Here is a 22,473-nt window from a genome sequence, read left to right on the forward strand (position 1 = left end):
GGTATGGACCACTACGCCAGCACCGAGGCCGCGGTCACCGCGCTGCGGAACCTCGCCGCCGAGTACGGGCGCGCGATCGAGGTCAGCCATGACATCGGCGCCGACCGGACCTCCCGCCGCACCGCCGCCGGCGTCGGCGTCACCACGGACCCCGACGGCTCACTGCCGCACGAGGCGTACGCCGAGCTGGGCGGACTCCCCCGGGTGAGCGTCCGTTTCTCTCCGGACGACGACGCGCTGATCACCGTCGAGGACGTCGAGTGCCCGGATGTGCGGCGCGACGACGTCCCCGCCTTCGTCCGCGCCCTGTATGACGGACTCGCCCACGTCAAGGCGCGGCGCTTCCCTCCTGGCCACTTCCTGATCGTTCCGCTGCCGGGCGACCGTACCCACCGGGAGTTCCTTCCGCTGCTCAGCCTCAGCCCGTGGCTGAGCCGCAGCGTGCGGTGACCGTTTCACGTGAAACACGAGGGCCGCATAAGCCCGGACCATGAGCCTGCGCCCGAGCACCGCGCCGCTCCCGGACACCTGGGCATAAGGTCGTGAGCATGCGACTGAGCACCGTGATCCTTCCCGTCCACAGGTGGCACGAGGGACGGAAGGTCTGGCAGCGCGCCGACGAACTCGGCTTTGACACTGCCTACACCTACGACCACCTCTCCTGGCGCACCTTTCGGGACGGGCCGTGGTTCGGTGCGGTCCCCACGTTGACCGCAGCGGCGGCAGTCACGCGAAGGGTGCGTCTGGGCACGCTCGTCACCTCGCCGAACTTCCGGCACCCGGTGACCCTCGCCAAGGAGCTGATCTCCCTCGACGACATCTCGGGCGGGCGCGTCACCCTCGGCATCGGCGCGGGCGGCACCGGCTTCGACGCCACCGCGCTCGGCCGGGAGCCCTGGACGCCGCGCGAGCGGGCCGACCGGTTCGCCGAGTTCCTCCCGCTCCTGGACCGGCTGCTCACCGAGGACGCGGTGTCGTACGAGGGCGACTTCTACTCCGCGCACGAGGCCCGCAACATCCCGGGCTGTGTGCAGCGCCCCCGGCTGCCCTTCGCGGTCGCGGCGACCGGACCGCGCGGACTGCGGCTGGCGGCCCTCCACGGGCAGGCGTGGGTGACCACGGGCGACCCGAAGCTGTTCGAGAACGGCACCCCGGAGCAGTCGGTTCACGCCATTCGCGGGCAGGTGGACCGGCTGGCGGACGCCTGCGCGGAGATCGGCCGGGACGTGGCCGGGCTCGACAAGATCCTGCTCACCGGGTTCACCCCGGACCGCGCCCGCCCGCTGGAGTCGCTGGACGCGTTCGTGGACTTCGCGGGGCGCCATCAGGAGCTCGGATTCACGGAGATCGCGGTCCACTGGCCGATCCCCGACTCGGACTTCGCGGCCGACGCCGAGGTATTCGAGGAGATCGCCGTGGAAGCGCGGGCCCAGCTGCGATGAGGGCGCCGGCCGGGGCCGGGAGACCCGGGCGAGCGTGCCCGTGAGACTCCGTCGGCGGGAGCACCGGGGGCGGGATCTCCTCACCGCGGGACTCAGATGGGCGGACCGCCGCACGGCCGTGCAGGCATATGCGGGAGAATGACGCGGTGACCTCAGCGACTCGACAGCCCCAGAACCCGGCCTCCGCCGTCCGCCCGCGGCTCATCGCCACCGACCTGGACGGCACCCTGCTGCGGGACGACAAGTCGGTCTCCCCACGGACGGTCGCCGCGCTGGCCGCCGCCGAGGAGGCGGGCATCGAGGTGTTCTTCGTCACCGGCCGGCCCGCGCGCTGGATGGACGTCGTCAGCGATCACGTCCACGGTCACGGCCTCGCGATCTGCGGCAACGGCGCCGCCGTGGTCGACCTGCACGGCGGCCCCGGCGCCCACCGGTTCGTGAAGGTGCGCGAGCTGGCGCGGAAGAACGCGCTGGACACCGTACGGCTGCTGCGGGACGCGGCACCCGGCACGGTGTACGCGGTGGAGCAGACGTACGGCTTCCACCAGGAGCCCGACTACCCCAAGCTCCACCTGGAGGTCCCTGACGAGCTGGCCCCGGCCGAGGAGCTGCTGGGCGCGGACGCCCCGGGGGCCGACGAGCCGGTGCTCAAGATCCTTGCCTTCCACCCCACCCTCGACCCCGACGCCTTCCTCACCCTCGCCCGGCTCACCGTCGGCGAGCGCGCCAACGTCACCCGCTCCAGCCCCAGCGCCCTGCTGGAGATCAGCGGCCCCGGCGTCTCCAAGGCCAGCACGCTCGCCCTGTGCTGCGCCGAGCGCGGGATCTCGCACGAGCAGGTCGTGGCCTTCGGCGACATGCCGAACGACGTGGAGATGCTGACCTGGGCAGGCCGATCGTACGCGATGGGCAACGCGCACCCGGACGTGGTCGCCGCGGCCTCGGGGCAGACGGTCGCCAACAACGAGGACGGCGTGGCCGTCGTGATCGAACGGCTGCTGGCCTGACGGGGGCCGACTAGCCGAGGCGGACCCCGCGCTCCGCCAGCCAGCGCGCCGGGTCCACCGACGACCCCACTTCCGGAGTGATCCGCGTCTCGAAGTGCAGATGCGGCCCGGTGGAGTTGCCGGTCGTGCCCGACTGCCCGATCCACCGGCCCGCCTCGACCCGCTCGCCCTGGTCGACGGCGATGGACGCGAGGTGGGCGTACTGCGTGTAGTAGCCGTCGGAGTGCCGTACGACGATCTGCATGCCGAAGGCGCCCGCGCACGACACCGCGACCACCCGGCCGTCGGCGACCGAGCGCACCGGGGTCCCGACGGGCACCGCGAAGTCCTGCCCGGTGTGCCGGTTCGCCCAGCGGCTGCCGCCGTTGCCGAAGGACGCGGACAGCTCGTACGTCTCCACGGGCGCGACCCACGCGCTCGTGGGCTTCTTCCGTTTCTGGTCGAGCCGGGCGGCGCCGGGGCAGGAGCCGGCCGTGACGGAGGCGTCCGCCTCGCCCTGCAACCGCCATCGCGCCTCGTCGAGCGTGCGCTCCACCCCCTTCTTCAGCTCGGCGAGCGCGGTGTTGCGCCGCTCCAGGCTCCGCCAGGCGGCCGCGGCACGGCCCTCGTCCCTGGCGAGCCGGGACTCGGCGCGGCGGCTCTTCTCGATGGCGTTGTTGACGGCCAGGTTCGTCTGCGAGAACACCTGCTGACCGCGCATCAGCTGTTCCGGGCTCGACGCCAGGACGATCTGCGCGGTGAGGGGCATCCCGCCGCTCGTGCGGTACTGGGCACGGGCGATCCTGCCCAGGTCCGCGCGCAGCACGCCGAGTTCCCGCCGCTCGCGGTCGAGCAGCGCCTCGATCCGCAGCGCCCGGGCCCGCTGCGCCTCCGCCTCCCGGCGGCCCGTCTCGTACCGCTGCGTCGCCCGTGCCGCGTCCTCGTACAGCCGCACCACCTGGGCGCTGAGCCCGGCCGCGCCGACGCCCCCGGGCCCGTCCCCGCCGTCGCGGGCCGCCGCGGGCGGGGCGGCGAGCAGGCCGAGCGCGCACAGCACGGCCGGAACGGCCAGGCTTCGTCCACGAGATGAGCGCATGTCAGCGATCCTGGCCCGGGAGCGGGCCCAGAGCGCGTTCAGGACGTACGGGCGGGGGACAGGTTGCTGCGGACGGGTCAGTACGCGCGTTGACGCGGCCCCTCGCCGGCCGTCCGCACCCCGGCGTCCGTGGCGGCCCCGAGTCGTCGAGGCCGCCCGCGCGGCGGGCGGGTCCGGTCAGGCCGCGCCCACCAGCAGGTCCGCCGCCTCCTCGCGCTCCCTCATCTCCCGCAGCGGGCCGTCCACCGCGGCCAGAGCGGCGAACGGGCCGCGCTGCACCACCCGTCCCCCGTCCAGCACGACCACCTCGTCCACGGCCTCCAGCCCGGCGAGCCGGTGCGTGATGAGCAGGGTCGTACGGCCCTCGGTGGCGGCCAGGAGGTCGGCGGTGAGCGCGTCGGCCGTGGCCAGGTCGAGATGCTCGGCCGGCTCGTCGAGGACGAGGACGGGGAAGTCGGCGAGCAGTGCGCGGGCCAGCGCGAGCCGCTGCCGCTGCCCGCCCGAGAGCCGGGCCCCGTGCTCGCCCACCAGCGTGTCCATCCCGTCCGGCAGGCCGTCGGCCCAGTCGAGCAGCCGGGCCCGCCGCAGCGCGTCCCGCAACTCCGCCTCGGTGGCGTCCTTGCGGGCGAGCAGCAGGTTCTCGCGCACGGAACTGTCGAAGAGGTGCGCGTCCTGCGCACAGAGTCCGACGAGCCGCCGGACGTCGTCGCCGTCGAGGGCGGCCGCGTCCACACCGGCCAGCGTGTACGCACCCGCTCCCGGGTCCAGGAAGCGCAGCAGCGTCTGCGCCAGCGTCGTCTTGCCGGACCCGGACGGGCCGACGACCGCGATCCGGCGCCCCTCCTCCAGCGTCAGGTCGAGGCCGCCGAGCGCGTCGCGCTCCTGTCCGGCGTGACGTGCGGTCAGTCCGCTGAGGACGACCGGGAAGGGCGATACGGGCGCCTTGCGGGGGCGCTCCGGTTCCCGCACGGGTTCGGGCGCGTCCAGCACCTCGTACACGCGCTCGGCGCTCCGGCCCACGCGCTGCCGGTACTGCACGGCGAGCGGCAGCCCCAGGACGGCTTCGAACGCGGCGAGCGGAGTGAGGACGACGACGGCCATGGTCACGCCGCCCAGCCGGCCGCCCGCGACCGCCTGGGCGCCCACGAGGGCGGTGCCAGCGACCGTGAGTCCGCAGATCAGCGCGGTGAGACCGTCGCCGAGCGCGGTCGCGCCCGCCGCGCGCGAGGCGATCCGGGTGAGCACTCCGTCAGCCTCGCGGGCCTGCGCGGTGCGGCCGGGCAGGGCACCGGCGACGGTCAGCTCGGCGGTGCCGGTGAGCAGGTCCGTCACCCGTGTCGCGAGGGCGCCGCGGGAGGGGGCGAGCCTGCGCTCGGCCCGGCGGGCGACGGCGCCCGTGAGGAGCGGGACCCCGGCACCGGCCGCGAGGAGGCCGGCCGCGAGCACGGCGCCCGCCTCGGGCAGCAGCCAGGCGAGGAAGCCCACGGCACCGGCGGAGACCGCGGTCGCGGCGCCCACGGGCAGGAGCCAGCGCAGCCAGTAGTCCTGGAGCGCGTCCACGTCCGCGACGAGCCGCGACAGCAGGTCGCCCCGGCGGGTGCGGCGCAGCCCGGCCGGTGCCAGCCGCTCCAGCCGCCGGTACACGGCGACCCGGGTGTCGGCGAGCATCCGCAGCACTGCGTCGTGCGAGACCAGCCGCTCGGCGTAGCGGAACACCGCCCGCCCGATGCCGAAGGCCCGCGTGGCCGTCACGGCCACCATGAGATACAGCACGGGAGGCTGCTGCGAGGCCCGCGAGATCAGCCACCCGGAGGTCGCCATCAGCCCGACCGCGCTGCCGAGCGCGAGGCTCGCGAGCAGCAGGGCGAGGGCGAGCCGGCCGCGGCGGGGGCCGGACATGGCTCGGACGCGGGCAAGGACGCCCCGGGCGTGCGGAGCGCCCGGCACGGTCTCCGCCTCCTGCACGCCGGCGGTGTCCCGGGCGGTCGGCTCCAGGGGCGGGGCGGCGGGCGCGGCGAGCGGGACCGGGACGGAGGCGGGCTGGGCGGGCTGGGCGGGCTGGGCGGGCTGGGCGGGCTGGGGAGGTTCCGCCAGCCGCACCACCCGGTCGGCCACGCCGAGCAGCGCGGGCCGGTGCACCACCAGCAGGACGGTCCGCCCCACGGCCAGTCGCCGTACGGCGTCGACGACCTCGGCCTCGGTGGCGCCGTCGAGCGCCGCCGTCGGCTCGTCGAGCAGCAGTACGGGCCGGTCGGCGAGGAAGGCACGGGCCAGGGCGAGGCGCTGGCGCTGCCCGGCGGACAGCCCGGTGCCGTCCTCCCCCAGCACGGTGTCGACGCCGTGGGGGAGCGCGTCCACGAACTCCAGCGCCCCGGCGTCCGCGAGGGCCCGCCGTACGGCGTCGGCGTCCGCGTCGGGCCGGGCCAGCCGGACGTTCTCGGTGATGGTCCCGGCGTACAGATGGGGCCGCTGCGGCACCCAGGCGACACGCGCGTGCCACTGGTCGAGAGCGAGTCCGCTCAGATCGGCTCCCCCGATCAGGACACGTCCCGCGGTCGGCCGCACGAACCCCAGCAGTGCGCTCAGCAGCGTCGACTTGCCGGCGCCGCTCGGTCCGACGAGAGCCACCGTCTCCCCGGGGGCGACCGTGAAGGACACCGCGGAGACGGCGTCGGCGGACCGTCCGGGGTAGCGCACCGAGACGTCCTCGAAGGCCAGGGCCCCCGGCGGCACGGGCGCCGCTCCCCGGGCCGGGGCCGCGGTCTCCAGGACCTCGAAGATCTCCTCGGCCGCGGACAGCCCCTCGGCCGCCGCGTGGTACTGCGCACCCACCTGACGCAGCGGCAGATACGCCTCGGGGGCCAGGACCAGGACGACGAGGCCGTCGTACAGGTTCATGTCGCCCTTCACCAGCCGCATACCGATGGTGACCGCGACCAGGGCGACCGAGATCGTCGAGAGCAGTTCCAGTGCGAAGGAGGAGATGAAGGCGATCCGCAGGGTCCGCATGGTCGCCCGGCGGTACTCGCCGGTGATGCGCCGGATCGAGTCCGCCTGGGCCTTGGCCCGGCCGAAGACCTTCAGCGTCGGCAGGCCGGCGACGACGTCCAGGAAATGCCCCGACAGCCGGGAGAGCAGCCGCCATTGGCGGTCCATGTGGGACTGGGTGGCCCAGCCGATCAGCATCATGAAGACGGGGATGAGCGGCAGGGTGCCGACGATGATCGCCGCCGAGACCCAGTCCTCGGTCACGATCCTCGCGAGCACCGCGACGGGGACCACCACCGCCAGCCCCAGCTGGGGCAGATAGCGGGAGAAGTAGTCGTCCAGGGCGTCGACCCCGCGGGTGGCGAGGGCGACCAGTGATCCGGTCCGCTGGCCGGCGAGCCAGCCGGGCCCCAGCTCGGCCGCCCGCTCCAGCAACCGGCTCCTCAGCTCCGACTTCACCGCGGCGCTCGCGCGATGGGCGGCGAGTTCGGTCAGCCAGGCGACCAGCGCGCGACCGCCCGCGACCGCCGCCAACAGCAGCAGGGGAGTGCGCAGTGCGGTGGCGGACATCCCGTCCTGGAACGCCCCCACCACCACCTCGGCGATGAGCATCGCCTGCGCGATGACCAGCCCGGCGCCGACTGCGCCCAGGCCGACGACGGCGATCAGGAACAGTCGGGTGGCGCGCGCGTATCGCAGGAGGCGCGGATCGATCGGTTTCACGTGAAACAGGCCCTTCGGTCCCGTGCGGGGTGTTTCACGTGAAACATCGCGAAACACCCCGCCCCGGTGGACTCAGTGCGCGGATCCGGCGGTGTCCACAGCGAGGTGCTGCGTACCGATCCGCTTGCGGAAGACCCAGTAGGTCCAGCCCTGGTAGATCATGACGACCGGCGTGGCGATGACCGCGCACCAGGTCATGATCTTCAGGGTGTAGGGGCTCGACGAGGCGTTGGTGACGGTGAGGCTCCACTCGTCGTTCAGCGAGGACGGCATGACGTTCGGGAACAGCGTCAGGAAGAGCATCGCCACGGCCGCCACGATGGTGACGCCGGAGAAGGCGAACGCCCATCCCTCACGTCCCGCCTGGTTCGCCACCAGGGCCGCGACCAGCGCCACGACCGCCACGACCAGTGCGACCAGGCTCTGTCCGTCGCCGTTCTCGACCTGCGTCCACAGCAGGAAGACCGCGGCCACGACGGCGGTGAGCAGCCCGATGCGCGTCGCCAGCGCCCGTGCCCGCTCGCGGATCTCCCCCACGGTCTTCAGCGCCGCGAACACCGCTCCGTGGAAGGTGAACAGCGTCAGCGTCACCAGACCGCCGAGCAGCGCGTACGGGTTGAGCAGGTCCGGGACGTTGCCGACGTACTCGAAGTTCTGGTCGATCTTCACGCCGCGCACGATGTTGGCGAAGGCCACGCCCCACAGGAAGGCGGGCAGCAGGGAGCACCAGAAGATCGCGTGCTCCCAGTTGCGCTGCCAGTTCTCCTCGGGCCGCTTCACCCGGTACTCGAAGGCGACACCCCGGACGATCAGGCAGACCAGGATGAGCAGCAGCGGCAGATAGAAGCCGGAGAAGAGCGTGGCGTACCACTCGGGGAACGCGGCGAAGGTGGCGCCGCCCGCCGAGAGCAGCCAGACCTCGTTGCCGTCCCAGACGGGGCCGATGGTGTTGATCAGCACGCGTCGCTCGGGCCGGTTGCGTGCGAGCAGCTTGGTGAGCACGCCGATCCCGAAGTCGAAGCCCTCCAGGAAGAAGTAGCCGATCCACAGGACTGCGATCAGGACGAACCAGACGTCGTGAAGTTCCATGACTGTGCAGCTCCCTCGGCCTAGTACGAGAAGGCCATCGGCTTGTCGGCGTCACGGGAGTCGCCGCCGATCTTCGTGGGCGGGTTCAGGTCGGCCTCCGTCAGCTCGGGCGGGCCGGCCTTGATGTACTTGACCAGGAGCTTGACCTCGATGACGGCGAGGATGGCGTAGAGCGTGGTGAAGACGATCATCGAGGTGATGATCTCGCCCTGGGAGACACCGGGGGAGACGGCGTCACGGGTGCGCAGGACGCCGTAGACGGCCCAGGGCTGGCGGCCCGTCTCGGTGAAGATCCAGCCCCAGGAGTTGGCGATCAGCGGGAAGACCATGGTCCAGACGGCGATGCGCCAGTACAGCTTGGTGAGCTTCGGGCCGAGGGCCTTGTGCGGGAGCAGCACCAGGTGCGGCACTTCGTCGTCGCCGACCCTGAGGTGCCGGGGCAGCAGGAACTTCTTGCGGGTCAGCCACAGGCCGATCAGTCCGACGGTGAAGGACGCCATGCCGAAGCCGATCATCCAGCGGAAGCCCCAGTAGGCGACCGGGATGTTGGGCCGGTAGTCGCCGGGACCGTACTTCTTCTGCTCGGCCTTGTTGACGTCGTTGATGCCGGGGACGTACGAGGAGAAGTCGTCCTTGGCCAGGAAGGACAGCAGGCCCGGGATCTCGATGGCGACCTCGTTGTGCCCCTCGGCGACGTCGCCGACGGCGAAGATCGAGAAGGGTGCGGGCTTCTCGCCGTCCCACAGCGCCTCGGCCGCGGCCATCTTCATCGGCTGCTGCTCGTACATGATCTTGCCGAGCGTGTCACCGCTCACGGCGGTGAGCAGACCACCGATGGCGACGGTGACCAGGCCGAGCCGCAGAGAGGTCTTCATCTCGCGGATGTGCTTCTTGCGCATCAGATGCAGTGCGGAGACACCGACCATGAAGGCGCCGCCGGTGAGGAAGGCCGCCGAGAGGGTGTGGAAGCCCTGGGCCAGCGCCGTGTTCTGGGTGAGGACGAGCCAGAAGTCGGTGAGCTCGGCGCGGCCCCGCGCCTCGTTGATCCGGTAGCCGACGGGGTGCTGCATCCAGGAGTTGGCCGCCAGGATGAAGTACGCCGACAGGATCGTGCCGATGGAGACCATCCAGATGCAGGCCAGATGGATCTTCTTCGGCAGCTTGTCCCAGCCGAAGATCCACAGCCCGATGAAGGTGGACTCGAAGAAGAAGGCGATCAGTGCCTCGAAGGCGAGGGGGGCACCGAAGACGTCACCGACGAAGCGGGAGTAGTCCGACCAGTTCATGCCGAACTGGAACTCCTGCACGATGCCGGTGACCACACCCATCGCGATGTTGATCAGGAAGAGCTTGCCCCAGAACTTCGTCGCCTTGAGGTACTTCTCCTTCTCGGTGCGCACCCAGGCCGTCTGCAGGCCGGCCGTGAGGGCCGCGAGCGAGATCGTCAGGGGTACGAACAGAAAGTGGTAGACGGTGGTGATGCCGAACTGCCATCGCGCCAGCGTCTCCGGCGCCAGAGCCAGGTCCACGTCGCCGCTCCTTACTTACGCTTGTGAAAGCGTTCACATTCACAAGCAATTATGCAGCACGCCTCCGGCAGCCTGTACGGGGGGTCCCTCATTCCGGTCAACCCCTTGGCGCGAACTTCAACATATTGTTGAAGTGCCTGCCTGTAGCCACCGACACCGCTTCAGATACGGGTCTCCTGGCCTGCCGGACATCTCAGGGCGACGCTCGACGGCACCCCGACCGCGCCGGCCCTCACCGAAGCGCCGCCGTTCACCTCGACCGCGCGCATCTGGAGCGAGGAAGTGCATTTCGACACAGGGCTGGCCGTTTCACGTGAAACGGATGCGCGGCAGGTAGTCGAGCCGGGCGCCGTGGTCTTCTGGGCAGACGGCGACGTCGCGCTCGCGCTCCCCCGCGGACCCACGCCGCTGTCACAGGGCGACGAGTGCCGCCTCGCGAGCCCGTACGACGTCCTGAGACGTCTCCGACGGCGACCCCCGCCTGCTGGCGACCGCGCGCGGCGGGAACCACGTGCGGGTGGAACCGGTGGAGGTCTGACCGCGTCCCGCGCCGGCTCTGTGGCCGGCAGGCTTTTCCAGGCGGCTCGCGGCGTCCGGCAGGGCGCCTCGCAAGGCGGAGCGTCACACGCGTACTTGGACGTACTCCGGTGACGCGACAACGCGGTCCGGGGGTCCCTGCTCGCAGAGCTCGGGGGACGTGCCGGGCGTCGCGAGCCGGTGAGCCCTCCCGCTCACCGCACTAACCCTCCTTGCGGAACCCTTCCGCCACCTTCAGGAAGATGTCGTTCGCCTCGGCCTCTCCGACCGTCACCCGCACACCCTCGCCCGCGAACGGCCGGATCACCACGCCCGCCTGCTCACACGCCTGCGCGAAGGGGACCGTGCGCTCCCCCAGCCGCAGCCACACGAAGTTGGCCTGGGTCTCGGGCACCGTCCAGCCCTGGGCCCGCAGCCCGTCGACCACCCGGATGCGCTCGCACACCAACGAGCCGACACGGCCGATGAGTTCGTCCTCGGCACGCAGCGAGGCGATCGCCGCGTCCTGCGCGAGCTGGCTCACGCCGAAGGGCACGGCCGTCTTGCGCAGCGCCGCCGCCACCGGCTCATGGGCGATCGCGAAGCCCACCCGCAGACCGGCCAGACCGTACGCCTTGGAGAACGTGCGCAGCACGCAGACGTTCGGCCGCTCCCGGTAGATCTCCACGCCGTCCGGCACCTCGGGGTCGCGGATGAACTCGCGGTACGCCTCGTCGAGGACGACCAGGACGTCACTCGGCACCCGGTCGAGGAAGCGCTCCAGCTCGGCACGCCCGACCACGGTGCCGGTCGGGTTGTTGGGGTTGCAGACGAAGATCAGCCGGGTCCGCTCGGTGATCGCGGCGGCCATCGCGTCCAGGTCGTGCACATCCCCCGGCGTCAGCGGGACCCGGACGGAGGCGGCACCGCTGATCTGCGTGATGATCGGGTACGCCTCGAAGGACCGCCAGGCGTAGACGACCTCGTCGCCGGGGCCGGAGGTGGCCTGGACCAACTGCTGGGCCACGCCGACCGAACCGGTGCCGGTGGCCAGGTGGGAGAGCGGCACCCCGAAGCGGTCGGAGAGCTCGTTCATCAGGCCCGTGCACATCATGTCCGGGTAGCGGTTGAAGGAGGAGGCGGCCGCCGCCACGGTCTCCATCACGCCGGGCAGCGGCGGATAGGGGTTCTCGTTGGAGGACAGCTTGTAGGCCACCGGGCCACCGGCCGCGGCGGGCTTGCCCGGCTTGTAGGTGGGAATCCCCTCCAGTTCGGCGCGCAGCTTGGGGCTCGTCTCGCTCACCGCAGTCCTCCTCGCGACCACCGGCGGCACATCACCGCCGCCGGCTCCAATACTTCTCACCTTATGAGGATTCGGCGCCGATGCGTACAGCGCGGCCCTGCCGGATTGCCGGACCGCTCCGCCGCGGTGGCATCAAGGGCATCAGCGCACGAAGGCGTACGAACCAGGGGCGCGCCCCACATATATCTATGCGCCGGTGGCTCGCGCCGTGGCGCGCATCACCCGTGAAGGTGAGTTGAGACCTCTTCGAAACATCGGAGAGTTGGCAGGCCCATGCGCGCGGACACGACACGTCCTGTCATTGCATCGTTCAACTCCCTTTCTTTCAAAGGATTTTAGCCCTCTTCGGCCTTGCAGAAACGTGCCTGTCAACGCGTGCATATGCGTCCGCACTACCCCACCGAATGAGCCCTACTATCGGCTCGCCATGACAGCAGCAGGGAAGCACCAGGTGAGCCGCGCGGAAACCTCACGGCGAGGCAACCGGTCCGGCCGGGCGGGCATCAGAGACGTGGCCGCCGCCGCCGGGGTCTCGATCACGACCGTCTCCGACGCCCTCAACGGCAAGGGCCGGCTCCCGGACGCCACCCGACGCCATGTCCGTGAGGTCGCCGACCGGCTGGGCTACCGCCCCTCGGCCGCGGCCCGAACCCTTCGTACCGGCAAGTCCGGCCTCATCGGCCTGACGGTGACGACCTACGGGGATGAACCTTTCACCTTCACCGAGTTCGCGTACTTCGCCGAGATGGCGCGGGCCGCGACCTCGGCGGCGCTCGCCCGCGGCTACGCCCTGGTGATCCTCCCCGCGACCTCCCGCCACGACGTGTGGTCCAACGTCGCCCTCGACGGGACCGTCGTCATCGACCCCTCCGACCAGGACCCGGTCGTCAGCGAACTGGTGCGCCAGGGACTGCCCGTCGTCTCCGACGGCCGTCCGGCGGGCTCGCTGCCGGTCACCGCCTGGGTCGACAACGACCACGAAGCCGCCGTGCTCGGCATCCTCGACCATCTGGCCGCCGCGGGCGCCCGCCGGATCGGCCTGCTGACGGGCACGACGACCGACACGTACACGCACCTGTCGACCTCCGCCTACCTGCGCTGGTGCGAGCGGGTCGGCCAGGACCCGGTCTACGAGTCCTATCCGGCGCACGACCCGTGCGCGGGCGCCGTCGCCGCCGACCGGCTGCTCGCCCGCCCCGACCGGCCCGACGCGGTCTACGGCCTGTTCGACCCGAACGGCACCGACCTGCTCGCCGCCGCCCGGCGGTACGGCCTGCGCGTACCGGAGGATCTGCTGCTGGTGTGCTGCAGCGAGTCCACGGTGTACGCCAGCACCGAGCCGCCCATCACCACGCTCTCCCTGAAGCCGCGCCGCATCGGCACGGCCGTGGTCCAGCTCCTCATCGACGCCATCGAGGGCATGGACTCCGAGGAACCGGTCGAGCAGGTGATACCGACGGAACTGATCGTGCGGACCTCCTCCCAGCGCCGTCCGCCGCGGACGACGGTCAGTCCGCCCCGGTCGCCCGAGGACCGGTAGGGGCCGGCCGAGCACCCGGTAGGGGCCGACCGAGGGCAATCCCTCGGAAAGGGGCCGGGGAGGGGCGGGAGCCCGGACGTCACCGGGGCGAAATCCCGCCCAATCGGGGCGAAAGAAGCGGGGAACAGGCGTCCCGTTCCGATTCACCACCCCTGGGTCATCACATGGCGCGATCGGCATTCCTATGATGGGCCCACGACACCGCGGGCCGCTGCGACCAGGCAGTCCGACGCGGTGCAGCTGCGGCGCGATGGTGGAGGGGTCTGATGACTCAGGGGGCCGGTCAGGGACCCGAGACGGAGCGGACGGCGACGTTGCGCGACTTCCGGGTGCCCGCCTACGTGCACGAGACCGGTCCGTACGCCCACAGCACCCACCCGGGCGACGTCGCGCCGCGCGTCGACGAGACGTACCCGGAGGGCTACACGCCCACCCAGCGCGACCTGCCGGTCATCAACCGCGGGGACACGGTGCAGGTGCAGGTCGAGCCGGCGTCGGTGCCGGCCCAGCAGACGACCGCGGGCCCGGGTCCGCTGTTCGTCGTCGGTGACGTGCACGGCTACCTCGACGAGCTGACGGCCGCCCTTCAGGAGAAGGGCCTGGTCGACTCCGCGGGCAGCTGGTGCGCGGGCACCGCCCGGCTGTGGTTCCTGGGCGACTTCACCGACCGCGGCCCGGACGGCATCGGCGTCATCGACCTCGTGATGCGGCTGTCCGCCGAGGCCGCCGCCGCCGGCGGCTACTGCAAGGCCCTCATGGGCAACCACGAACTGCTGCTGCTCGGCGCCAAGCGCTTCGGCGACACCCCCGTCAACTCGGGCGCCGGCACCGCCACCTTCCAGGCCGCCTGGCTGCTCAACGGCGGTCAGAAGACCGACATGGACCGGCTCCAGGACCACCATCTCCAGTGGATGTCCCGGCTGGACGCCGTCGAGGAGGTGGACGGCCATCTGCTCGTCCACTCCGACACCACGGCCTATCTCGACTACGGCCGCTCCATCGAAGAGGTCAACGACACCGTCCGCGAGACGATCACCCGCAACGACGCGGACGAGGTCTGGGACCTGTTCCGCAAGTTCACCAAGCGGTTCTCCTTCCGCGACGAGGGCGGCGCCGACCATGTGCGCTCCCTGCTCGACATGTACGGCGGCACCCGCATCGTCCACGGTCACAGCCCCATTCCGTATCTGCTCGGCGAGGTGGGCTCCGAGGACGGCGAGGACCGCTCGGGTCCGCAGGTGGCGGGACCGCACGTCTACGCCGACGGGCTCGCGATCGCCATGGACGGCGGCGTGACCATGGCCGGAAAGCTGCTGGTCCAACAACTTCCGCTGACCGTCTGAGCGTTCCGCGGGTCCGCTGCGTACCATCAGGCGGTCGTGGCGGAGCGTGCGGACCGGGGCCCAATTTTGGCAAACCCCCTGTCACCGGGTGCCGTGACCGCTCTACCATCGGATTATCCGTAGCAGGCTCCCCTCCGTTTCTGCCCGACGGCTCGTTGGCATGCGAGCCCCAAGCCCTACGGAGCATCGGGGGATGCACATGAACAGCGTTCCGCAGCACCTGAACAGCGAGGACCGCCAGGAGTACGAGCGGATCCTCGACGAGGCGCTGCGCTCCGCCCCACACCGCCCGGAACTGGCCGCTGTCTCACAGCGGCTCAACCCCGAACAACTGCGCACGCTGGCGCTGAACGCCACCGCACTCATCACGGCGGCAGCGGCCACCGAGTACGAGCAGTACGTGAAGGTCCGTGACGAACTGCGCCAGCCGGCGCCGTCCGTCTCCCCGTCCGCCTCCCCGTCCGGCCGCGAGTCCGGCTCCGGCGAGTCCGGGGGCGGCGCGATGGGCTTCGCCACCACGATGGGAGAGGTCGCCGAGACCGTCGGTCCCGGTGTCACCGCCGTGGTCGCCGTCCTGGCACCCGTCCTCGCCGGCACCGCCGCGGCGATCTTCCTCCTCGTCGGCTACATCCTGAAGATGTTCAGCCCCGGGGCGGCGTTCGCGCAGACGATGCTGACCACCGGCTGGGTCTTCGGCGCCATCGCGGCGGCCGCGATCCTGGTCGCCGCCGCCGGACTCCTGCTCACCGCCCTGCGCAACCGCCCCGCCTTCGACGGGGGGCCGTACGGCGAACTGAGCGAGGAGGTCGCCCAGGCCAGGGAAGCCTGGCGGGAAGCCCTGCTGGTGCGCGGCATCCTGCCCTTCCTGCGCGACGCGCCCACCGATCCCGGCACGGCGGCCGCGCTGCAGCGCACGCCGCCGTCGGCACCGGCCGGCCGGATGCCGAACCTCGGCTACGGCCGCCCCGGGTTCAGCAGCCCGGACGACGGCGCCGGCCGCGGGTCGCGCCCGAGCTTCTCCAGCCCGGACTACAGCAGCCCGGACTTCGGAGGCCCGGAACACCGGCCGGACTAGTGTCGCGGCGGGCGACGTCTGCCCGCCGGGGAGCGGCGGCCGGTGCGTGCTCTCGGCGTGCCGGCCGCGAGCATCCGTACGTCCCGTACGCGGGCTTGCGGCCGGTTCGGCGAGTCCGGGGGTACCTCCCACGTCCTTGAGGCCGTGGGGGGAGCGTGCCGGACGCCCGCGCCGGGGCGGACGTCGCCGCCCCGGGACGGCACCGGCAAGGTGCCGGTGCCGGACGCCCGCGCCAGGGCGGACGTCGCCCGCCGCGGCACCAGCCTCTCGGCTCGCGCACCCGCGCAGGCCGAGGGCGATCCCGGCACGGGGCATGGCGCCCCGGGCCGGACGTCGGCGTCAGTCCGCGATCGGCAGGTACACCCGGTTGCCCGCCGCCGCGAACTCCTTCGCCTTCTGCGTCATGCCCTCCTCGATCTCCTCCCGGGATCCACCGTGGCGGCTGCGGATGTCGTGGGAGATCTTCATCGAGCAGAACTTCGGCCCGCACATGGAGCAGAAGTGGGCCGTCTTGGCGGGCTCGGCCGGCAAAGTCTCGTCGTGGAACTCACGTGCCGTGTCCGGGTCGAGAGCCAGGTTGAACTGGTCCTCCCAGCGGAACTCGAAGCGGGCGTCGGACAGCGCGTCGTCCCACTCCTGCGCGCCCGGGTGGCCCTTGGCGAGGTCCGCCGCGTGGGCGGCGATCTTGTAGGTGATGACGCCGGTCTTGACGTCGTCGCGGTTGGGCAGGCCCAGGTGCTCCTTGGGCGTGACGTAGCAGAGCATCGCCGTGCCCCACCAGGCGATCATCGCGGCACCGATGCCCGAGGTGATGTGGTCGTAGGCCGGGGCGACATCGGTCGTCAGCGGGCCGAGCGTGTAGAACGGCGCCTCGTCGCAGATCTCCTGCTGGAGGTCGATGTTCTCCTTGATCTTGTGCATCGGGACATGCCCGGGGCCCTCGATCATGGTCTGCACCTCGAACCGCCTGGCGATCCGGTTGAGTTCGCCGAGCGTCCTCAACTCCGCGAACTGCGCCTCGTCGTTGGCGTCCGCGATCGAGCCCGGCCTCAGGCCGTCGCCGAGCGAGTACGTGACGTCGTAGGCGGCGAGGATCTCGCAGAGCTCCTCGAAGTTCTCGTACAGGAACGACTCCTTGTGGTGCGCCAGGCACCACGCCGCCATGATCGAGCCGCCGCGCGAGACGATGCCCGTCTTGCGGTTCGCGGTCAGCGGTACGTACGGCAGCCGCACCCCCGCGTGGACCGTCATGTAGTCCACGCCCTGCTCGGCCTGCTCGATGACGGTGTCCTTGTAGATCTCCCAGGTCAGCTCCTCGGCACGGCCGTCGACCTTCTCCAGCGCCTGGTAGAGCGGCACGGTGCCGATCGGCACGGGGGAGTTGCGCAGCACCCACTCGCGCGTGGTGTGGATGTTGCGGCCGGTCGAGAGGTCCATGACCGTGTCGGCACCCCAGCGGGTCGCCCAGGTCATCTTCTCGACCTCCTCCTCGATGGACGAGGTGACCGCGGAGTTGCCGATGTTGGCGTTGACCTTCACCAGGAACCGCTTGCCGATGATCATCGGTTCGATCTCGGGGTGGTTGACGTTCGCGGGCAGCACGGCCCGGCCCGCGGCGATCTCCTCGCGGACCACCTCGGGCGAGACGTTCTCCCGCAGGGCCACGAACTCCATCTCGGGCGTGACCTCGCCCCGGCGGGCGTAGGCGAGTTGCGTGACCGCCCGCCCGTCCCGGCCGCGGCGCGGCTGGCGCGGGCGGCCGGGGAAGACCGCGTCCAGGTTGCGCAGACCGCCGCGGGGCGAGGTGTGCTTGATCCCGTCGTCCTCGGGGCGCACGGGCCGTCCCGCGTACTCCTCGGTGTCTCCGCGGGTGATGATCCAGTTCTCCCGCAGCGGGGAGAGCCCCCTGCGGACGTCGGTCTCGGCGAGCGGATCGGTGTACGGGCCCGACGTGTCGTACAGGGTGACCGACCGCCCGTTGGTGAGGTGCACCTGGCGGACCGGCACCCGGACGCCGGGGCGTGAGCCCGGGACGTACGCCTTGTGCCAGCCGATGGACTTCCCGGCCTCCTGGGACTCGTCGTCCCGGACGGAGGCAGGCGTGCGCGCGTCCTTGATGGTCATGAGACCTACTCCCTACGCCGGCATTACCCGGTAACAGGTTCGGCGGTCGACGCAGCAGTTTCCGTCTGCCGATGTTTCATGTGAAACATCGCTGGGACGGAGGTCAGCGCCCTCTCAGCCCGGTGCTCCGAGCTCCCGCGTGTACAAAGGTGCCTCCACGCTAGCGCCAGTCCGGGCGAGCTGAACAGGGGGCCTGCTCCCGATCGCGGTGATCGGGAGGTGACCGCGCCGCGTGCGTCGCCGAATCCCCCGCCCGGGGAGCCCCATGGACCGGGCAGGCCGCGGTAGGGCGTCAGCCGGCGCTCTGCTCCTCGGCCAGGATGCGGTCCAGGGCCTCGTCGAGGTGGGTGTCGAAGTCGGCGAGCGCGCCCTCCTGCCCGAGTGGCACCAGCTTGTCGGTGCGGTCCAGGAAGGCCACCAGCGGGGCCACCGAGGAACGGAACAGCGCCTGGTCGGCGCCGACCTGAAGGCGGATCAGCACATCGCCCAGCGTCTCCGCACCGGCGGGTGAGACCCGAACGTCGCCCTCGCCGCAGGGCCCGCCCACGCCGTCCACCAGCAGTTCACGGCCGAAGGCCCAGGTCACCGGGGCGTCGCCGGGCAGATGGAAGGTCAGCCTGACGGCATAGGGATCACAGGTCTCGTAGCGCAACTCGACCGGGATGCGGAAGGAGAGCTCCTCGGACACGAGAAAGCTCATCATGACCTCTGCCTGTACGGACTCGCGCATCGCCTACCCCGTCGGTTGCCATCGACTGGCCGGGAACTGACCCCGACACTGGTGGAATCTTGCTGAAAGTACACGAGAGATCACAAGGAGTGAGTTTTCAGATACTGATAGAGAGGGCCAGTGATCCCAGGAAACGGCTGATCTCGTCCTGGAGGCGGCAGACCGCCGACGGCAGCCGCTCGGCCTGATGAGCGGGGAGGGAAATGGCCATCGTGGCGGCCGTCACGCCCACGGTGATCGGGATCGCGGCGCAGACGGTACCCAGCGCGTATTCCTGACGCTCGGTCACCGGGGCCGTCCGACGGGTCCGTTCCAGGCGTCGTAGCAGGCCAGTGACGTCATGCACGGTGTACGGGGTCAGGGCCTGGACGGGGTGGCGGTCGAGATGGTCGCGTCGGGCCCCGGTGTCCAACTGCGACAGCAGGCACTGGCCGATGGCGTGCGCATGACCGGTCTCCCGGAAGTCGGCCCACTCCTCGACGGCCGGATTGTCAGGAGTGTCCGATACGCAGAGGACCTCGATCTCACCGTCACGGTACTGGGCGTAGTAAACCGGGGCACCGATGACATCACGCCATCGAGCGAGGGCGTCGGCAACCGTGCTGCGACGTTTCTGCTGGGCTCCGCCGCTGCTGAGCCGTGCGGCGGCCTCGCCGAGGAAGAACAGTCCCTTGTCGCGTCGCAGATAGCCCTCGTGCACCAGGGTGCGCAGCAGGTGATAGGCGGTGGGCAGCGCGAGGCCCGTCTCCCGGGCGAGTTGCTTGGCCGGGGCGCCGTGTTCGTGGTCGGCGACGCATTCCAGCAGGCGCATCGCGCGCTGGACGGACCCGATGAGCGTCGCGGACGGCGGCTGCTCGGGCGGCGTACGGGCCGGGGTGGCCTGTCTCGGCACCTGGGGTACGGAGGAACGCCGCTGTGCGAGGGGTGGGCGGGTGTCGGTCGATGCGGTGTCAACCGTGGCCAAGGGTCACTCCCGGAGCGCGAGGGGGGAGCCCGTGCTGGGGAACACGGGAGGGGTGCACGCCGCGCGCGGGTGCCCCCGCGTCGATTTCCGGACTCTATTGGCCTGTCGGCGCCCGCGACCGCCCCGCCCGCAAAACTTCCCTCGGCCGAGGGAACCGGCGATTTCTGTTACCCCTCACCGGTCCCCGCGGGCTCACCAGTCGCCGCGCGACGACGAGCTCGACGTGAACTTCCGCACGACGTAGATCAGCCCGCCGACCAGGGCGACGAAGACCAGCACCTTGAAGAGCAGTCCGATGACGAACCCGACCACGCTGGCGATCAGCCCGCCGAACACGACGAGGGCGATGACCGGCACCGCGATCCACTTCACCCACCACGGCAGTCCCGCGAAGATCTCACGCATCGTCCTCGTCCTCACCTCTCCGCCGGTCCTGTGCCGGTCCGGCATCGTCGGATCCGCTGATGCGCATCCACTGTTTCCCTGCCCTCGATGCTAGGACCGTCGGGTGCCTCGGCCGGGGCCTCGCAGCCCTTGTCCTCCCCTGATCGAACCCCTAGGGAACCCCGAGGCCGGGGCTCAGCTCTCCGGCGGAGAGAACACCACGAGCACCCTCAGGTCCTCGCTGATGTGGTGGAACTTGTGGGCGGCCCCGGCCGGGACGTAGACCACGCTGCCGCGGGCCACGTGCGTCGTCTCCATGCCGACGGTGATCTGGGCGCGCCCGCTGACGACGAAGTAGACCTCGTCCTGCTGGTGCGGCTTCTGCGGGTCGGGCTCGCCGGCGTCGAGCGCGTACAGGCCGACCGACATGTTCCGCTCGCGCAGGAACTGCAGATAGGCACCGTCGTTGGCGGCGCGCTCCGCCTCCAGTTCGTCCAGCCGGAATGCCTTCATCGCTCTGTTCCGCCCCTGTCAGCCGTACTCGTCGCCGATCTCGTCTGCCACGATCAGACACATGAAGAATTTCCTAGTCAAGACGATCGCCAACGCGGGCGCCCTGGCGGTCGCCGTCTGGCTGATAGACAAGATCACCCTGACCGGGGACAGCACGGGCAAGGAGATCGCCACCCTGCTGCTCGTGGCGCTGCTCTTCGGCCTGGTGAACGTCCTGGTCAAGCCGGTCGTGAAGCTCCTCAGCCTCCCCCTGCTCATCCTGACGCTGGGTCTGTTCACCCTGATCGTCAACGCGCTGATGCTGCTGCTGACGTCGTGGCTCGCCGACAAGCTCGACCTGAGTTTCCAGGTGGAGGGCTTCTGGACGGCCGTCCTCGGCGGCCTGATCATCTCGATCGTCTCGTGGGCGCTGAACGTCGTCCTGCCCGACGGGGACTGAGCGTCCGATGACCTACCGCGTCTGTTTCGTCTGCACCGGCAACATCTGCCGTTCGCCGATGGCGGAGTCGGTCTTCCGCGCCCGGGTGGCGGAGGCCGGGCTGGAGGGCCTGGTCGAGGCCGACAGCGGCGGCACCGGCGGCTGGCACGAGGGCGACCCGGCCGACCCGCGCGCCGTCTCCGTCCTGGCGGAGCGCGGCTATGAGAGCGGTCACACGGCCCGGCAGTTCACGCCGTCCTGGTTCGGCCGGCTCGACCTCGTGGTCGCCCTGGACTCGGGCCATCTCAAGGCCCTGCGCCGCCTCGCGCCGACCGCGCGGGACGCGGCGAAGGTGCGGCTGCTGCGCTCCTGGGACCCGGACGCCGGCGACGACCCGGACGTGCCCGACCCGTACTACGGGGGCCGGGACGGCTTCGAGGAGTGCCTTGAGATGGTGGAGGCGGCGAGCACGGGGCTGCTCGCCGCGGTACGCGACCAGGTGGAGGAACGGACGGCATGAGCGGTACGCAGACACAGGGGCACGGCGACGGGGACGGCACGCGCGCGGTGCGGGCCGGGCTGCCCGAGCCGGTGAAGTACGAACCCACCCTGCCGGGTCCGGTGTTCGCGGCGCACTTCCACCTGCCGGGCGAGCCGACCGGGCCCTACACCTACGGGCGGGACGAGAACCCGACGTGGGCCCTGCTGGAGAGGGCCATCGGCGAGCTGGAGGCGCCGGGCGAGGACGGGGTCCGCACGCTGGCCTTCGCCTCGGGCATGGCCGCCGTCTCGTCGGTGCTCTTCTCCCAGCTGCGGGCCGGGGACGCCGTCGTCCTGCCCAGCGACGGCTACCAGGCGCTGCCGCTGGCCCGCGCGCAACTGGAGGCGTTCGGCATCGAGGTGCGCACCGCGCCCACGCGCGACGACGCCCAGCTCGACGTCCTGGACGGGGCGAAGCTGCTGTGGATCGAGACGCCGTCCAACCCCGGCCTCGACGTGTGCGACGTCCGGCGGCTGGTGGAGCGCGCCCGCGCGCGGGGCGCCCTCGTGGCCGTCGACAACACGCTGGCGACTCCGCTCGGGCAGCGGCCGCTCGAACTCGGCGCGGACTTCTCGGTGGCCAGCGGCACCAAGCAGCTGACCGGCCACGGCGACGTCCTGCTGGGCTATGTGGCCGGCCGGGACGCCGAGGCCATGGCCGCCGTACGCCGCTGGCGCAAGATCGTCGGGGCGATCCCGGGGCCCATGGAGGCATGGCTCGCGCATCGGTCACTCGCCACGCTCCAGCTGCGGGTGGAGCGGCAGAACGCCACCGCCCTCGCCGTCGCCGAGGCGCTGCGGGACCGGCCGGAGGAGCTCGGGGTGCGGTATCCGGGGCTGCCCGAGGACCCCTCGCACGCGCTCGCCTCCCGGCAGATGCGGCGCTTCGGCTGCGTGGTGTCCTTCACGCTGCCCACGCGCGCGCGTGCGGAGCGCTTCCTGGAGGCGCTGCGGCTCGTCGACGACGCGACGAGCTTCGGCGGGGTGCGGTCCACGGCCGAGCGGCGGGGCCGCTGGGGAGGCGACGCCGTGCCGGAGGGCTTCATCCGGATGTCGATCGGCGCCGAGGACCCCGAGGACCTGGTGGCGGACGTGCTGGGGGCCCTGGACGCGTCGGACCGCTGACCCGGCCCCTGCGTCCACGGGGCCGGGTCCGTACGGCAGGTGGTC

At 71.4% G+C, this 22,473-nt stretch carries 19 protein-coding genes and 1 pseudogene; 10 read left to right on the forward strand and 10 right to left on the reverse strand.

Annotated elements, in window-relative coordinates:
* Positions 1–3: 3 nt before the first annotated feature.
* The 3 genes from SZN_RS06195 (at position 4) to SZN_RS06205 (ending at position 2,449) form a co-directional block, all read left to right on the forward strand.
* Entirely contained in the window at positions 4–450 is a 447-nt protein-coding gene (locus SZN_RS06195; protein WP_007492451.1) for a hypothetical protein, read from the forward strand.
* 92 nt (positions 451–542) lie between these two features.
* Entirely contained in the window at positions 543–1,442 is a 900-nt protein-coding gene (locus SZN_RS06200; protein WP_043728771.1) for an LLM class flavin-dependent oxidoreductase, read from the forward strand.
* Positions 1,443–1,570: 128 nt separating this feature from the next.
* Positions 1,571–2,449: a Cof-type HAD-IIB family hydrolase gene (locus SZN_RS06205; protein WP_078508467.1), complete on the forward strand. Its 879-nt coding sequence runs from the start codon at positions 1,571–1,573 to the stop codon at positions 2,447–2,449.
* Positions 2,450–2,459: 10 nt separating this feature from the next.
* On the opposite strand, the gene SZN_RS06210 is transcribed toward SZN_RS06205, so the two are convergent.
* The 4 genes from SZN_RS06210 to SZN_RS06225 form a co-directional block, all read right to left on the reverse strand.
* Positions 2,460–3,524, reverse strand: coding sequence for a M23 family metallopeptidase (locus SZN_RS06210; protein WP_043728774.1), 1,065 nt, complete (start codon positions 3,522–3,524; stop codon positions 2,460–2,462).
* 177 nt (positions 3,525–3,701) lie between these two features.
* On the reverse strand, positions 3,702–7,235 hold the full coding sequence (gene cydD / locus SZN_RS06215) for a thiol reductant ABC exporter subunit CydD (protein ID WP_007492460.1): 3,534 nt from the start codon (positions 7,233–7,235) through the stop codon (positions 3,702–3,704).
* A gap of 72 nt (positions 7,236–7,307) precedes the next feature.
* Complete coding sequence (cydB, locus tag SZN_RS06220) at positions 7,308–8,324, reverse strand: cytochrome d ubiquinol oxidase subunit II (RefSeq protein ID WP_007492462.1); 1,017 nt, start codon at positions 8,322–8,324, stop codon at positions 7,308–7,310.
* A 20-nt stretch (positions 8,325–8,344) separates the two neighbouring features.
* Positions 8,345–9,853, reverse strand: a complete 1,509-nt coding sequence (locus SZN_RS06225; RefSeq protein ID WP_007492463.1) for a cytochrome ubiquinol oxidase subunit I — start codon at positions 9,851–9,853, stop codon at positions 8,345–8,347.
* Positions 9,854–10,018: 165 nt separating this feature from the next.
* Here SZN_RS06225 and SZN_RS38280 point away from each other — a divergent pair.
* Positions 10,019–10,391 (forward strand): annotated as a pseudogene (locus SZN_RS38280) (cyclophilin-like family protein).
* Positions 10,392–10,592: 201 nt separating this feature from the next.
* On the opposite strand, the gene hisC reads toward SZN_RS38280, so the two are convergent.
* The gene (gene hisC / locus SZN_RS06230; RefSeq protein WP_007492465.1) at positions 10,593–11,672 is read right to left on the reverse strand and encodes a histidinol-phosphate transaminase; all 1,080 of its coding nucleotides are present in this window, start codon (positions 11,670–11,672) and stop codon (positions 10,593–10,595) included.
* A gap of 427 nt (positions 11,673–12,099) precedes the next feature.
* On the opposite strand from hisC, the gene SZN_RS06235 reads away from it, so the two are divergent.
* From SZN_RS06235 to SZN_RS06245, 3 genes are all read left to right on the forward strand, one after another.
* Positions 12,100–13,212: a LacI family DNA-binding transcriptional regulator gene (locus tag SZN_RS06235; RefSeq protein ID WP_043728777.1), complete on the forward strand. Its 1,113-nt coding sequence runs from the start codon at positions 12,100–12,102 to the stop codon at positions 13,210–13,212.
* 266 nt (positions 13,213–13,478) lie between these two features.
* Positions 13,479–14,555 carry a metallophosphoesterase gene (locus SZN_RS06240; RefSeq protein WP_007492469.1) on the forward strand — a complete coding sequence of 359 codons (1,077 nt, stop codon included), beginning with the start codon at positions 13,479–13,481 and terminating at the stop codon, positions 14,553–14,555.
* Between the two features lie 193 nt (positions 14,556–14,748).
* A complete protein-coding gene (locus SZN_RS06245) occupies positions 14,749–15,630 on the forward strand; it encodes a hypothetical protein (protein WP_007492471.1) in 882 nt (293 codons plus the stop codon).
* 339 nt (positions 15,631–15,969) lie between these two features.
* On the opposite strand, the gene thiC is transcribed toward SZN_RS06245, so the two are convergent.
* From thiC to SZN_RS06270, 5 genes are all read right to left on the reverse strand, one after another.
* Positions 15,970–17,754 carry a phosphomethylpyrimidine synthase ThiC gene (gene thiC, locus SZN_RS06250; protein WP_007492473.1) on the reverse strand — a complete coding sequence of 595 codons (1,785 nt, stop codon included), beginning with the start codon at positions 17,752–17,754 and terminating at the stop codon, positions 15,970–15,972.
* A 292-nt stretch (positions 17,755–18,046) separates the two neighbouring features.
* Positions 18,047–18,484 (reverse strand): SsgA family sporulation/cell division regulator, encoded by a 438-nt coding sequence (locus SZN_RS06255; RefSeq protein WP_007492476.1) that lies wholly within the window; start codon positions 18,482–18,484, stop codon positions 18,047–18,049.
* Positions 18,485–18,581: 97 nt separating this feature from the next.
* Complete coding sequence (locus SZN_RS06260; protein WP_425274420.1) at positions 18,582–19,448, reverse strand: IclR family transcriptional regulator; 867 nt, start codon at positions 19,446–19,448, stop codon at positions 18,582–18,584.
* A 192-nt stretch (positions 19,449–19,640) separates the two neighbouring features.
* Complete coding sequence (locus tag SZN_RS06265) at positions 19,641–19,853, reverse strand: DUF5326 family protein (protein WP_007492480.1); 213 nt, start codon at positions 19,851–19,853, stop codon at positions 19,641–19,643.
* Positions 19,854–20,027: 174 nt separating this feature from the next.
* Positions 20,028–20,345: a cupin domain-containing protein gene (locus tag SZN_RS06270; RefSeq protein WP_007492482.1), complete on the reverse strand. Its 318-nt coding sequence runs from the start codon at positions 20,343–20,345 to the stop codon at positions 20,028–20,030.
* A gap of 61 nt (positions 20,346–20,406) precedes the next feature.
* Between SZN_RS06270 and SZN_RS06275 the strand changes: the two genes are divergently transcribed.
* Genes SZN_RS06275 through SZN_RS06285 form a run of 3 tightly spaced genes read left to right on the forward strand, consistent with a single transcriptional unit; the run spans position 20,407 to position 22,428 of the window.
* Positions 20,407–20,784 (forward strand): phage holin family protein, encoded by a 378-nt coding sequence (locus tag SZN_RS06275; protein ID WP_007492484.1) that lies wholly within the window; start codon positions 20,407–20,409, stop codon positions 20,782–20,784.
* A 7-nt stretch (positions 20,785–20,791) separates the two neighbouring features.
* Positions 20,792–21,283 carry a low molecular weight protein-tyrosine-phosphatase gene (locus tag SZN_RS06280; protein ID WP_007492485.1) on the forward strand — a complete coding sequence of 164 codons (492 nt, stop codon included), beginning with the start codon at positions 20,792–20,794 and terminating at the stop codon, positions 21,281–21,283.
* Positions 21,280–22,428 (forward strand): cystathionine gamma-lyase, encoded by a 1,149-nt coding sequence (locus SZN_RS06285; RefSeq protein WP_007492486.1) that lies wholly within the window; start codon positions 21,280–21,282, stop codon positions 22,426–22,428. The genes SZN_RS06280 and SZN_RS06285 overlap by 4 nt, the downstream gene beginning before the upstream one ends.
* Positions 22,429–22,473: the final 45 nt, after the last annotated feature.

It is taken from the genome of Streptomyces zinciresistens K42, assembly GCF_000225525.1.
GTDB lineage: Bacteria > Actinomycetota > Actinomycetes > Streptomycetales > Streptomycetaceae > Streptomyces > Streptomyces zinciresistens.